General features: G+C 49.7%; 14 protein-coding genes. 12 read left to right on the forward strand and 2 right to left on the reverse strand.

The window, feature by feature from the left end; translation table 11 throughout:
* Positions 1–220: 220 nt before the first annotated feature.
* From tmk to Q0V82_RS05700, 8 genes are all read left to right on the forward strand, one after another.
* Positions 221–859 carry a dTMP kinase gene (gene tmk, locus Q0V82_RS05665; RefSeq protein WP_297573401.1) on the forward strand — a complete coding sequence of 213 codons (639 nt, stop codon included), beginning with the start codon at positions 221–223 and terminating at the stop codon, positions 857–859.
* Positions 852–1,889, forward strand: a complete 1,038-nt coding sequence (gene holB / locus Q0V82_RS05670) for a DNA polymerase III subunit delta' (RefSeq protein WP_297573598.1) — start codon at positions 852–854, stop codon at positions 1,887–1,889. Before tmk ends, holB begins: the two co-directional genes overlap by 8 nt.
* On the forward strand, positions 1,886–2,254 hold the full coding sequence (locus tag Q0V82_RS05675) for a PilZ domain-containing protein (RefSeq protein ID WP_221021382.1): 369 nt from the start codon (positions 1,886–1,888) through the stop codon (positions 2,252–2,254). The genes holB and Q0V82_RS05675 overlap by 4 nt, the downstream gene beginning before the upstream one ends.
* 64 nt (positions 2,255–2,318) lie before the next feature.
* Positions 2,319–3,098, forward strand: coding sequence for a TatD family hydrolase (locus Q0V82_RS05680; RefSeq protein WP_297573600.1), 780 nt, complete (start codon positions 2,319–2,321; stop codon positions 3,096–3,098).
* Positions 3,095–3,871, forward strand: coding sequence for an MBL fold metallo-hydrolase (locus tag Q0V82_RS05685; protein WP_297573404.1), 777 nt, complete (start codon positions 3,095–3,097; stop codon positions 3,869–3,871). Before Q0V82_RS05680 ends, Q0V82_RS05685 begins: the two co-directional genes overlap by 4 nt.
* Before the next feature lie 19 nt (positions 3,872–3,890).
* Positions 3,891–4,265, forward strand: coding sequence for a DUF2237 family protein (locus tag Q0V82_RS05690; protein ID WP_297573406.1), 375 nt, complete (start codon positions 3,891–3,893; stop codon positions 4,263–4,265).
* Positions 4,265–4,681 carry an HIT family protein gene (locus Q0V82_RS05695; RefSeq protein WP_297573408.1) on the forward strand — a complete coding sequence of 139 codons (417 nt, stop codon included), beginning with the start codon at positions 4,265–4,267 and terminating at the stop codon, positions 4,679–4,681. Before Q0V82_RS05690 ends, Q0V82_RS05695 begins: the two co-directional genes overlap by 1 nt.
* 31 nt (positions 4,682–4,712) lie before the next feature.
* The gene (locus Q0V82_RS05700; RefSeq protein WP_297573410.1) at positions 4,713–4,946 is read left to right on the forward strand and encodes a TIGR02450 family Trp-rich protein; all 234 of its coding nucleotides are present in this window, start codon (positions 4,713–4,715) and stop codon (positions 4,944–4,946) included.
* Between the two features lie 52 nt (positions 4,947–4,998).
* Here the strand turns inward: Q0V82_RS05700 and Q0V82_RS05705 are convergent, their stop codons facing one another.
* Positions 4,999–5,802, reverse strand: a complete 804-nt coding sequence (locus Q0V82_RS05705) for a pseudouridine synthase (protein ID WP_297573412.1) — start codon at positions 5,800–5,802, stop codon at positions 4,999–5,001.
* 275 nt (positions 5,803–6,077) lie between these two features.
* On the opposite strand from Q0V82_RS05705, the gene Q0V82_RS05710 reads away from it, so the two are divergent.
* The gene (locus Q0V82_RS05710; protein ID WP_297573413.1) at positions 6,078–7,394 is read left to right on the forward strand and encodes a hemolysin family protein; all 1,317 of its coding nucleotides are present in this window, start codon (positions 6,078–6,080) and stop codon (positions 7,392–7,394) included.
* A gap of 357 nt (positions 7,395–7,751) precedes the next feature.
* On the opposite strand, the gene rquA is transcribed toward Q0V82_RS05710, so the two are convergent.
* Positions 7,752–8,459, reverse strand: a complete 708-nt coding sequence (gene rquA, locus Q0V82_RS05715) for a rhodoquinone biosynthesis methyltransferase RquA (RefSeq protein WP_297573414.1) — start codon at positions 8,457–8,459, stop codon at positions 7,752–7,754.
* A 381-nt stretch (positions 8,460–8,840) separates the two neighbouring features.
* Between rquA and Q0V82_RS05720 the strand changes: the two genes are divergently transcribed.
* The 3 genes from Q0V82_RS05720 (at position 8,841) to Q0V82_RS05730 (ending at position 13,355) form a co-directional block, all read left to right on the forward strand.
* Positions 8,841–10,295: an aminoacyl-histidine dipeptidase gene (locus Q0V82_RS05720; RefSeq protein ID WP_297573415.1), complete on the forward strand. Its 1,455-nt coding sequence runs from the start codon at positions 8,841–8,843 to the stop codon at positions 10,293–10,295.
* Positions 10,296–10,410: 115 nt separating this feature from the next.
* A complete protein-coding gene (locus tag Q0V82_RS05725; protein ID WP_297573417.1) occupies positions 10,411–12,708 on the forward strand; it encodes a PAS domain S-box protein in 2,298 nt (765 codons plus the stop codon).
* Entirely contained in the window at positions 12,705–13,355 is a 651-nt protein-coding gene (locus Q0V82_RS05730) for a response regulator transcription factor (RefSeq protein ID WP_297573419.1), read from the forward strand. Before Q0V82_RS05725 ends, Q0V82_RS05730 begins: the two co-directional genes overlap by 4 nt.
* Positions 13,356–13,527: the final 172 nt, after the last annotated feature.

Genomic DNA, 13,527 nt, shown 5'->3' on the forward strand with positions numbered 1-13,527 from the left:
CAGACTCCCCATACCAGAAAGCCCGATTCGAAAGAGTCGGGCTTTTTGCTGTCCGGCGTTTGTGCGTGTGAAAGTCAATGCAGATACTTATATACTGTATTTGATAGCAGCCTTTGCCAGATAAAGCTCAGCTTGATATACCCGCTAGTGCTGGAATTTGTTTATTGTCTTGTATGGTTTGTGCGACAATTCAGGCATTCTTTTTGTATTTGGTTGATTCATGACGAGCGCAAGCGTTGCACGAGGGCGGTTTATTTCGGTAGAGGGCATTGATGGTGCCGGCAAAAGCACGCATTTAGCGTGGCTTGCTGCTTGGTTGCATCAGAAAGGCATCGTATTACAGCAATCAAGAGAGCCCGGCGGGACGAGTTTAGGTGAAAAACTAAGGTCGCTGTTACTCAATGAGTCGATGTCTTTAGAAACCGAAGCTTTGTTGATGTTTGCCTCGCGAGCACAGCATTTGGCTGAGGTGATTGAGCCGGCATTAGCGCGCGGTGAATGGGTGTTATGCGATCGTTTTTCGGATGCGACATTTGCCTATCAATGTGGTGGCCGTGGCCTTGATCAGACCAAATTTGCCCAGCTTGAAGCGTGGGTGCAAGGGCGTGAAGCAGGCTTGATCGAACCTGATTTGACATTGATTTTTGATGTGCCACTTGAAGTGAGTCAAGCGCGTATGGCCAATGGCCGAGTGTTAGATCGATTTGAGCGTGAGCAACACGATTTTCATGCGCGTGTTCGTACCGCCTATCTTGAACGTGCCCAGCAAAATCCGCAACGGATTCGAGTCATTGATGCCAATCGGCCGTTAGATGTGATTCAGGCCGAATTGGCGGAAATTTTTGCTGATTATGAATAAAACACCGACTTTATACCCGTGGCTACAGACGGCATGGCAAGAATTGCTGCGCGAGCGTGATCGCTGGCCACATGCTTTATTGCTGACTGGCGAGCCCGGTATTGGTAAGCGTGCTTTTGCAGTTTATCTCGCGCAATTTCTTCTTTGCGAAGACACAGAAAAATCAACGCAACCTTGCGGTGTTTGCGATGGCTGTCGTTGGTTTTTGGCTGGCAATCATCCGGACTATCGCGTGTTGCAGCCGGAGGACGCAGAAGAAGAGCGCCCTGACGAGACCGAGAGTAAAAAGGCCAAGAAAAAATCAGAAGTGATTCGGGTTGAAGATGTACGTGCTTTGGCTGACTTTGTGAATCTCTCGGCGCATCGACGTAGTGTGCGGGTGACTTTAGTGATGCCTGCCGACACCATGAATGTGGCGGCAGCCAATGCATTTTTAAAAACGTTGGAAGAGCCACCCGCTGGAGCGGTGTTTATTTTGGTGGCCGATCACTGGCGACGGTTATTGCCAACGATACGCAGTCGTTGCCGTGTTTTTCCTTTGTCGCTACCTGATTCAACGGTGGCGATGCAATGGCTCAATGCACAGGGCGTCGTTAATCCGGCGCTGCACTTGGCGCATACTGGCGGTGCGCCATTAGCGGCAATGGAGGATGCAGCAGCAGAATGGCTCGCTGTGCGGCAGAACTTTCTGACGCAGATTGCAGAACCCGCGACTTTAGATGTATTAAAACTCTGTACTGAATTAGATAAAGCCAAATTAGATACCGATTTAGTGCTTACATGGCTACAGAAGTGGATTTACGATCTGATTAGTTTGGGCTTGGCAGGGAAAATTCGTTATTATCCTGATTGGCAAGATGCATTAACGCGGCTTGCCCCACGAGCACCACAGTTGATGCAATACGTGAATCAACTCACTGATGCGCAAAAATTATCTCGTCATCCACTGAATCAGCGACTGGTGTTTGAAAATCTGCTGTTTGCCTATGTGGATGCCTTACGTGGGCCGTCTCGCCAAGGAAAAATATGAGCGAAGATCCAGTACGCGCAGCCGCCTCTCGTCCTGGTGTGCTGTCGCTAAATATTAAAGAAAAAGCCGCTTTATATGCGTCCTACATGCCGTTTATTAAAGGCGGTGGGATTTTTATCCCCACCAATAAGCTCTACAACTTAGGCGATGAAGTCTTTATGTTGTTGGCGCTATTGGATGATCCGGCGCGGATTGCCGTTTCAGGCAATGTGGTTTGGCTTACACCGCCTGGCGCGCATAATAATCATCAGCAAGGCATTGGTGTGCAATTTTCTAGCAACGAAGCCGGTAATTTAGCACGGGTGAAAATTGAAAATTTACTCGGCGGTTATCTGCAATCAGGGCGGACAACGCACACGATGTAACTGTTTCAGTTATGATTCAAGCCGTGCCTTCAGGTACGGCTTTTTTATTGAATGAAGAAAAATGATGAAGTTTGTTGATTCGCACTGCCATATTAATTTTGCTGATCTTGCGGCCAATATGCCGCAATTATTAGCCAATATGCGAGATTACGATGTGAGCCATGCGCTCTGTGTCGCAGTCAATTTACCTGAGTTGCCATCGGTACTGGCACTGGCGCAGCAGCATGACAATATCTTTGCCTCGGTGGGCGTACACCCTGATTACGAAGACACGCCCGAGCCGACGGTCGCGCAATTGGTTGAGTTGGCGCAATCGCCCAAAGTGGTCGCCATTGGCGAAACAGGCTTGGATTATTTCCGGCTAACCGGTGATTTAGAGTGGCAGCGTGAGCGGTTTCGCACGCATATTCGCGCGGCGCGTGAAACGGGCTTACCGCTGATTATTCATACTCGTGCCTCATCTGAGGACACTATTCGGATTTTGCGTGAAGAAAACGCCCAAGACGTTGGCGGTGTCATGCACTGCTTTACCGAAAGCTGGGAAGTGGCGCAACAAGCGATGGATTTAGGTTTTTATATTTCACTCTCAGGCATTGTGACGTTTAAAAAAGCCGAAGATTTAAAACAACTGGCACGGCTAATGCCGCTTGATCGCCTGCTGATCGAAACCGATTCGCCTTACCTTGCGCCAATGCCGCATCGCGGCAAACAAAATCAACCGGCTTGGGTGCGCCATGTTGCTGAGCATATTGCTGAATTAAAAGGCATTCCACTGAGCGACGTGGCCGAGGCGACCACGCAAAATTTCTTTAAACTATTTGCTCGTGCGCGCCATCCACAATGACCAGCCTTGCCGTAGAAACCATTTTATTGGGCGTAGGCTCCAGTGGTGGCTCACCCGCCTTGGGGTGCAGCTGCCCAACGTGTAGCTCAAGCGATCCAAAAAACACCCGCAGCCGCGCTTCGGCGGTGATTCGTGCGGGTGGACAAACTTTTTTGATCGACACTGGGCCAGACCTGCGCAGCCAAGCATTGCGCGAACAGATCTTGCACGTTGATGCGGTGCTGTATACCCATCCGCACGCTGATCACCTGAATGGTATCGACGATTTACGCGCGTTTTGCTGGTTACAAAAAGCGGCTTTGCCGGTGTATGGCAATCGTTTAATGCTCGGCCATATCCGAGAGCGCTTTCCGTATACGCTGTTTAAACCCAATGAATTTTGGGATAAACCGGTGCTCACCATTCACGAAGTCGATGCTGAGCCGTTTCAAGTCGGCGCGGTGACTATCCAGCCAATACCGCTGATTCACGGCAAATGGCCGATTCTGGGCTGGCGAATTGGCAATGTTGCCTACCTCACCGATGTGTCGGAAATCCCGCCTGAGAGTGAAGCCTTGCTGCAGAATTTAGATTTATTGTTTTTGGATTGTTTGCGCCACAAAGCGCATCCAACGCATTTATCGGTAGAACAAGCACTGCAAGTCGCCGCTAAAATTGCCGCTAAACGCACGGTGTTCATTCATATGACGCATGAATTGGAATATCACGCTTTAACTGCGACGTTACCTGCTGGTATTGAAGTAGGGTATGACGGTCAACGCATTACCATTTAAACCTTAGCGAGCAATACCCATGGATATCAATGTATTAGGTCAAGCACTCAAACCTTGTAGTTTTGTGCCTTTAACTGGATTTTTCCGTGATGGTTGTTGCCGAACTCATGAAACCGATATCGGCGAGCATATTGTTTGCGTGGTGCTCAGTAGCCCATTTTTAAGGTTTTCTCAACAGCGTGGCAATGATTTATCCACGCCACGGCCAGAATACGGCTTTGCTGGGCTTAAACCTGGTGATCAATGGTGTCTTTGCGCGACGCGCTGGCTCGAAGCGCTCAAAGCCGGCGCTGCCCCGCAAATTGTCCTCGCCGCCACGCATGAAAACATTCTGGATTTAATCTCGCTGGAAACGCTGGTGGAATATGGGATTGATCGGCCGGTGTTTAAATAATGACGGTATCTACGCTATCTTGCCCATTTTGCAAAATTGCGGCTGACTTGGCGGATGCGAACGTTATCTATCAAAATACAGAGTTTTTTTGCATTTCGCCATTGCAGCAAGAAGTCATTGGACACACTTTGATTGTGAGCCGTCAGCATTACACTAGTTTGCTTGATGCTCCTCCAGAGATTGGCGTTGCGCTGATTGAGGCATGCCAATCATTGGCGAAGCAATTTAATGAGGCTCTGGAAGCTACAGGTTTTAATATTTTGAATGCTAATGAAGTTGCTGCTCAGCAATCGGTAGCTCATTTGCACTTACATTTTTTGCCACGCCGGTTTAATGACGACATCAATGCTTGGCCTGATTTTAACTATTCTGCAGATGAGTCGGCTAAATACCATACAGATGCTACTGCCAATTAAGTTGGATTAAAGATTTACCGGAGCCTCACCGATGACGCACCCAACGCGCAGTTGGCACCCAAAAAAGCTGCTAAATACCAAATGGACCGCCGTTGTGCCGCAGCAACGCGAGAAGCACTTTCTCGTCGTCAAAGTCGACATAGATCCGCTAGACGCACAAAAGGTTGAGCAGGTCACGTTAGAAGCGGTACTGAGTAAACGGCATTTCACTTTGCATTGGAGTGAGCTAGAAAATCAAACGCAATGGCGAGCCGGTTGGTTGTAACCCAGTCAATTTCGTTGGAGTTTTCATTCCTTAAATAGCGCTGATTGGCACCCTACATGGTTAATTGCTTAATTTCGTCCCTACTCAATTCCCGCCATTCGCCCTTCGCTAATTCCCCTAATTCCAAGCTACCAATTGCGACGCGTATCAATCGCAGCGTATTGATTTGATTGGCTTCAAGCAGGCGGCGGATGTGGCGGTTTTTGCCTTCGTCGAGCACGACTTCCAGCCATGCATTTTTTTCGCCGCTGCGTAACAAGGTCACGCGCTTGGCTTTGAGTGGCGTGCCGTCATCCATCAGCACGCCCGCTTGCATCGCGGCGATCAGCTCTGGTGTGGCAAGGCGATCGATTTGCACGTGATAGATTTTGTCCAAATGGCTGGCCGGATCAGTAAGGCGCGCCGCCCATTGGGTGTCGTTGGTGAATAGCAACAAGCCTTCGCTGGCTTTATCCAGTCGCCCAACCGGGCCGATGTGTGGCAGCGTAGCACCCTGACTGTTGTTGAAGCAACTAAACACCGTGTCGCGGTTTTTCTCGTCTTGCGCGCTGGTAATTAAGCCGCGTGGCTTATTGAGCATCAAATAGACTTTCTTTTCAGCGGCAACACTTTGGCCGTTGACGCGTAGTTGATCGCGCGCTAAATCGACGCGGCGATTGATCTCCACACACACCTTGCCATTCACACTCACCGCGCCTTGTAATACCAAGGCTTCGGCTTCGCTGCGCGAACAGAACCCGAGCTTGGACAAAGCTCTCGCTAGACTGGCTACTTGGGTATTGCCTTGCGGCGCTTTATTTTTCGAGCCTGCAGATAAATACGTCTTAGCTTTGGGTTTTGGTTTGGCGAGAGTCATGGCGTGGGCTTATAAGGCAATCGACTATTTTAGCTCGACTCTGCTTTGAGAGGGGGTTTGTATGGCCGAAGGTGAGACTCGGATTTTAGGGTTATGGCAATACCAAGCCCGTGTTTGTAGTTGGTTTTGAGTTTGACGACTTAAAACCAGCGCGGATGCGCTCTTTTTGTCCTATTCGTGGTCTTTTTGGGGCTTTGCTGAATATTTGTCCCAGCAATGGGAAGGTAGCGCTTAAAATAAACAGCTGATCGTTCTGGACGGGCTTAGCCCGCATTATGGAAAATTTCTTTTTAAGCCTCATCGCTTTGGCGTTGGTGCTGCTCAATGGTTTTTTTGTCGCCGCCGAATTTGGCTTGGTTAAATTACGAGCAACTCGCGCTAAGGGTTTAGCCAAAATCTATGGCTGGCGCGGGCGAATTCTTGGCAAAGTACATAGTCAGCTGGACGCGTATTTATCGGCTTGCCAGCTTGGCATCACCTTGGCATCGCTCGGTTTGGGCTGGATTGGTGAACCGGCATTCTCTCGCTTACTTGAGCCGGTCTTTATGCTGTTGGGCGTTGAATCGGCGGCTTTGATTCATAGCGTCTCCTTCTTTTTTGCTTTCACCTTAATTTCATTTTTGCATATCGTCGTTGGCGAATTAGCGCCCAAATCATTGGCCATCCGCCGTCCTGAAGTCGTTGCGCTATGGACTTCGGTGCCTTTGTATTTCTTTTATTGGTTAATGTATCCGGCGATTTGGCTACTCAATCACAGCGCCAATGGCTTGTTACGCCGACTGGGTTTGGACGGGCATTCCGGTCATGAAAGTCATTATTCTGCCGATGAGTTGAAAATGATTTTGCGCGGCAATGGCGATGCCAATCGCCGCGAAGAATGGAATGTCGTTGAGCAGTCTTTGGATTTTGGTCGACTGAAAGTCGCCGATTTGATGCGGCCTTTTCATGAAGCCGCGGTGCTGCATAGCGATGTGTCGCTCGCAGAAAATTTACAAGTCATCGCAACACAACGCTTTAGCCGCTATCCGTTTGTGAATGAAGACGGCGAAGTGTTGGGGATTATTCATTTAAAAAATCTATTTTTGGCCGAATTACGCCACGCCGACGTGTCCGATTTAAGCGATTACGTGCGTCCGGTTGAACAAGTCACGCCAGAAACGCCGGTGCTAGAGCTGTTTCGCCGCTTTCGTGAAGGCGCGCCGCATTTTGCCATCGTCACCTACGCCGACGAAGCGCAACCAATGGGCTTTGTCACGCTGGATAATTTAATGGCCGCTCTGGTCGGCGAAATCCGTGATGAATTTCGGCAGTCGCGCAATGATTGGTTAGAGCAAGACGACGGCGCGCTCTTGGGCAAAGGCAGTTTATCGCTGTATTCATTGGGTCGAATGCTGGGCAAAGACATCGATCACCCCGAAGCCGAAACCGTCGGCGGCTTGATTCAATGGAAACTCGGTAATCTACCGGTCGAAGGCGAGCGCATCGAGTTCGATGGTTTTAGCGTCGTCGTCAAAAAAATGAACGGCCCACGGATTGTGTTGGTGAAAGTGATGCCCGCAGCAAAAGAAGAGGGAAGTGCTGGCGATCATTGATGGGTATTGCCATGTAGCCTTTGTTAATCAATGGCTGTAGCTTAATACATCACACTAGCGGGTTAGCCGAAGGCGTAACCCGCCAATATCGTGGCACATCAAAATTTCATCTTAGCGTGGATCTCTACCGGTCTTGTAGAGCGAGTAGGGCGCACTCAAAGCGCAGCGTAGTGCGCCGTATTATGGATATAAAACCGCTCGGCTGTTCATCCGGCGGTGTTGTTTTTAATGGCGGCTGCGCTGAGGTTTTGAGGGACGTTTTACATGCGGACAGGCAGTGACTTTTGGATTGACGCGGCAGCGGCTCAATCGCGAGCATACTCCGCCATTCCCCATTCCCCATTCCCCACTCCCGGTTTACTTCGCGTGTTCCACCACGACGCACTGATATACCCCGCCAAAAATCGTCCGTTTTTTCCATGTGTACTGGTCGGCATGACTGGCGTAGTGCTGAATTTCGTTGTCCCATAAGGCATTGGCAAAGGGTTCGAGCAGGTGGTTGACGAGTTTGAGGATGTAGCGAATCGGTTGCCATTTTTTGGGATTGTGATAATCGACAAAAATGGCTTTGCCGCCAACCGGCAATTTCGCCAGCATATGATTGACGATTTCGTATTTTTTTTCGTCGGGCACTTCGTGCAATAAGAAAAAACTGCAAATTAATTGATAGTCGCCACCGATGCCAGCAAAACCCGCCGCGTCGCTGCGAATGACTTTGGCCCAATCCATGCCTTTTAATTTTTTGCTGCCGTGTTCAATTTGGATGGGGGTGACATCGGTTAAATGAAAGGCGCCTGCGGGGCCGACGCGTTGCGCGGCGCGGCGGACTAAATCGCCATAAACATGGGCCAATTGCCAAACGCGCATGCCCGGTTGGATTTCGTCCAGATAGCATTTCATCAGTCGTTGATCGTTTAAAAACAACAAAATGCGCACCACGATGTTGCGATCAAGGACTTTCACCCATTTGGGGTCAACATAGGCCCAGTCATACACTTCGGTCATGTATTCGGGCACGCCGTCGTAATAGGGATCAGTGGTCAGTTTGGGATGATTTTGGGTCATGGCGGCAATTCCTTAGGCGACGGATCTTCTGGATCAACGCTATCTAGACTAAGACAAAAGGGGTAGATGGAATTTGCTTTAAACCAAATTCATTATGAATAAGCGATAAGAATAATTGGTTTTGCTGTTGGTAATACTGGCGTTTTGTTTTTATTTGTTCAGGACTTATTTTTATTGATTTATAGGGTATCTCAATCTAGATCTTGAATTTGTTGGTCTTTATTCAAATACATCGGTATAAAATTTTGATATGTCGCGATGTTTTGGTTTGTGCGGGTTGCTGCGCGGTGTGAAAAATACCGATTACGCTAAAATGCTGCAGCTGAGATTGGCGAATTCCCGTAGATTGTCGCCCTAGTTGAATGTTGTTTGAGGCTTTGCATGATTTGTAAAAACGTTGAACCGAGCTTGTTGTGGCAGCACTTTGCCGTGTTGTGTGCTTATCCGCGACCATCGCATCATGAGGCGGCGTTGCGAGCGCAGATTCAAGCTTGGGCCAGTCAATTGGGCTTAAGTCATGAGCTCGATGCCGTTGGTAATTTACTGATTCGCAAGCCGGCTACGCCGGGGATGGAAAATCGTCTGGGCGTGGTGTTGCAAGGCCATTTGGATATGGTGGCGTTAAAAAACGAAGCCGTAGTGCATGATTTTTTGCGTGACCCGATTAAAACCTATATTGCCGATGGCTGGATGCATGCCGAGGGGACGACACTCGGGGCTGACAACGGGATTGGGGTGGCGGCGGCGTTAGCGGTGTTGGAAAGCCAAGATCTGGTCCATGGCCCGCTTGAGGTGTTGCTGACCATCGACGAAGAGTCGGGCATGAGCGGCGCGAAGGGCTTGCAGCCCAATTGCTTGCAAGGGCAGTTGCTGTTTAATTTAGATACTGAAGACTGGGGCGAGTTGTACGTTGGCTGTGCCGGTGGCATTGATGTCAGTGTGGGGCAAACTTTGCATCCCGAGCCGATGCCTGCGGGCTGGGTGGTGCGTGATCTGGCGTTAACCGGTCTGAAGGGCGGGCATTCTGGAGTTGATATTCATCTTGAGCGGGGTAATGCCATCAAGCTCATGTCTCGTCTGCTGTTCCAAGCAATACCCCTATTTGATTTACGCTTAGTGAGTTTGCGTGGTGGTTCATTACGCAATGCTTTACCGCGTGAAGCGTTTGCGCGGATTGCGATTCCGGCGTGTGATGCGGCGAATTTTGCGGCGTTTACTGCGCAATGCTTGGCCGAATGGCAGCAAGAGTTGCAAGCCGTTGAAAGCGATATTGCACTGCAGGTGGTCGATGGACAGGCCGAGCAGGTGCTTAGTCATGCAGATAGTGCCAAGGTGGTAAATTTATTGATGGGCTTGCCGCATGGCATTCGTCGCTGGAGTAACGAGGTGGCGGGCGTGGTGGAAAGCTCGAATAATTTGGGGGTGGTGCAGTTTGATGGTCGACGTTTTGATGCGGTGTTAATGGTGCGCTCTTTAACCGAAACCGGCGTGACTGAATTGGTTCAAACCATTCGGGCGATTGCGCGCTTAGGTGGATTTGCGGTGGAAAGTAGCGGCGCTTACCCAGGCTGGGCGCCCAATCTGCAATCGCGGGCTTTAACGGTGCTGCAACAGACCTATCAAGCGTTGTATGGCTCAGCGCCCAAAGTGAAGGTGATTCATGCTGGTTTGGAATGCGGTTTGATTGGTAAAACGTATCCAGCAATAGATATGGTGTCATTTGGGCCGACGATACGCGGCGCGCATTCTCCGGATGAGCGCGTTGAGATGGCCTCGGTGACGCAATTTTGGGCTTTACTGACGGCCAGTTTGGCGGCGGTGCCAGTCAAAAACTAAGCGAATGTGGTGATTGAGACGCAAAACCCTGCAAATGAAGCAGGGTTTTTGTTTTTCTGCGGCATGGGTATTACTGTATGGGGAATCGAACCCGGTTCATCGTATCCTCTCCCCTATGAAAAAATGGCCTAATTTAAGCAGTTGGCAACGTAATTGGCCGTGGGCCTTGGCATATTTGGCGATTGCATCGCTGCTGACCGCCGTCTTGGCTTACGCTTGGCAAGATTATCGTCAAGAATTATTTGTGCGTGAAGCGACGATGGCGCAAGACATGCTGTGGCAAGAGCAAGAAATCCGCGGCCGCTTGCAAAGCAATCAAAATGTTTTAGAAAATCTGGCGTATGGCTTGGCATCGGACAGTATGCAGCAGCTGGATTTTCAACGCCGCGCCGAAGCGCTGATGAAGTCCAATCCAGAAATCGTCAATATCGAGTGGGTGAATGCCAAAGGCCAACGGGGGGATGGCTTTCCCAATTTTGAACGTCGACCTGATAGCTTAGTTTCACTCAGTGATTCATTACTCACCGAGGTGATTGATGGTGCCGCGACCTTGGGTTATCCGATGGTGAGTAATGTGATTTGGCGTAATTCACCGCAAATGGTGCATGTGGTGCCGTTTTTTCATCAAACTGAATATCAAGGTGCGGTACTGGCGGTTTATGATTTGTCGATTTTATTATTGCAGCGTGTGCCGTGGTGGATGGTGCAGCGCTATCAATTGCAATTAGTCGATAGTAATAATCAAGTGATTGCGCCCAATCGCTATCATTCGCGTTTAACAGGCAAGGATATTCGTGAAGTGCCATTTGGCGGGGCGAGCCAGCAAAACTTACGTTTATTGGCTAGGTCTGTTGATCCGGTGGCGAAGCAGTCTAATTTTTGGTTGATTGGCTTAATTACAGCGCTGTTATTATTACTGCTATGGTCGCTGAAAATGCTGCGTTTACGGATGCGTGAAAGGCAATATGCCGAGTATGCGCTGCGTGATGAGATCTTATTTCGCTCGGCGATGGAAACCTCGCTAGTCACTGGCTTACGTGCGATGGATACAGAGGGCAAGCTGAGCTATGTGAATCGGGCGTTTGCCAATATGGTGGGTTGGTCTGAGGCGGAGTTAATTGGCGCTAAGCCGCCGATGGTGTTTTGGCCACCGGAATGTTTGGACGCATGTGCTAATGCCTATCAGGCGATTTTGCGGGGTGAATGTCCGGCCAATGGTTTTGAATTGCGCTTTATGCGTAATGATGGCGAGCGCTTTGATGTGCGCTTGTATTCGTCCAAATTAGTCGATAGTCACGGGGTTCATCGTGGCTGGATGGCGTCCATGTATGACGTGACTGAGCTCAAGCAAGAGCGTGAAGCGCTGGCGAGCTCGCGTCAGCAATTGCGAACGGTGTTGGCGGGGTTAGAGGTGGCCGTGTCGGTGACCGATATTGAGACCGGGGTATTGCTGTATCGCAATCGTTTGCATAGCAAGACTTTTGCAATTCCAAAAGACGCCGAAGCGTATTGTTTAACGCGCTGGTTGACTGATTCAGCAAACCACGATGGGGTCTTTGAAAGCGTTGATATGCACACTGGGCGGACTTATCAAATTGAGCAGCGTAAAGTCGACTGGGTGAATAATCGCAGCGCCATTTTGGAAATCTGTACCGATATTACGGCAAGGCAACAAGCACAAGAGGCGGCCCGCACGCGCAACGATCAATTGCAACACACGGCCCGGCTAGTCAATATGGGCGAATTGGCGTCGAGTTTGGCGCATGAACTCAATCAGCCATTGGCAGCGATCGCCAGCTATAGCGCGGCCTGTGAGACCATGTTGTATAAAACCGATCCCCCATTGGCTAAAGTGCAAGAAACCTTGGTCAAAATGACGGCACAAGCGCGTAGAGCTGGGCAGATTATTCGGGGCATTCGGCAGTTTGTCGTCAAACGTGCACCAACCCGAGAGTTGTGCATTTTGAATGATTTGGTCAGCGTGCCAGTGCAATTATTGGGCCCCATGGTGCAAAAAATGAAGGCCAGAATTGTGCTCGATATTCCGAGTGACTTACCCAGTTTTCAGGGCGACCCGGTGATGCTGGAGCAAGTGCTGCTTAATTTGATTAAAAATGGGATCGAGTCAATGAGCGAAACGCCGATTGGCGAGCGACAAATTATCGTCAGTGCGAGCTTTAGCGCCGATACCTTAAAGGTTACCGTCGCCGATCAAGGCAGCGGCTTGGCCGATCCGGCCCAATTATTTCAACCGTTTTATAGTACCAAGTCCGAAGGCATGGGCATGGGCTTGAATATTTGCCGCTCAGTGATTGAGCAACATCGCGGCCATTTGTGGGCCGAACCTAATCCCGGTGGCGGAACTCGAATGCGGTTTCGCCTACCTTTTAATGTGAGTGAGGAAATATCATGAAGCCTGTTTTGACGAGCAAAGCGGCCATTCGAACCGTGGCGGTGATTGATGATGATGAAGCGGTACGCGATTCATTGGCTTTATTACTAGAAACGCACGATTGCCCGGTGGTGACGTATGCGTCGGCCGAAGCTTTTTTGGATGAGGGCGATGCGAGTCGTTTTGCTTGCTTGATTGTCGATGTGCGTATGGACGGAATGAGTGGGCTAGAGCTGTTTGCCGAGCTGCGCGAAGGCAGTTATTTGCCGCCGGTTATTTTTTTAACCGGGCATGGTGATGTGCCGATGGCGGTGAATGCACTCAAAGATGGTGCCAGTGATTTTATGGAAAAACCCTGTGATCAAGACTTGTTGTTGACGCGGGTACAAGCGTGTTTGAGTGAAGATCAGCAGCGCCGTGGTAATGCACAGCACCAACAAAAAGTAGTGGAATTGCTGGCCGATTTAACGCCACGCGAGCGCGAAGTGCTGCAAGAAATCTTATTGGGCAAGCTCAATAAACAGATCGCTGATCGATTAGATATCAGTACTAAAACGGTTGAAGTACATCGGGCGCGAATTTTCACCAAAATGCATGTGCATTCGGCGATGGAGTTGGCCGCCATGCTCAAAGAAGTGCCTGCTAGTGATTGGTTTGCTAAGCTGTAAAAGCTTTTTGTCAGCAAACAATGCCGTTCATGTATTTAGTGGACGGCATTTTTTACGTCTGAATGTAAGGTATTCACCCTAGGTTGAATACCTGTCCGGTGATTACCTGATTTTTATCAGTATGTAGTTACTATATTCTGACTACAACCGAAGGCAGGACTGCACTCGGCAA

This window comes from uncultured Deefgea sp. (genome assembly GCF_947072475.1).
Lineage (GTDB): Bacteria > Pseudomonadota > Gammaproteobacteria > Burkholderiales > Chitinibacteraceae > Deefgea.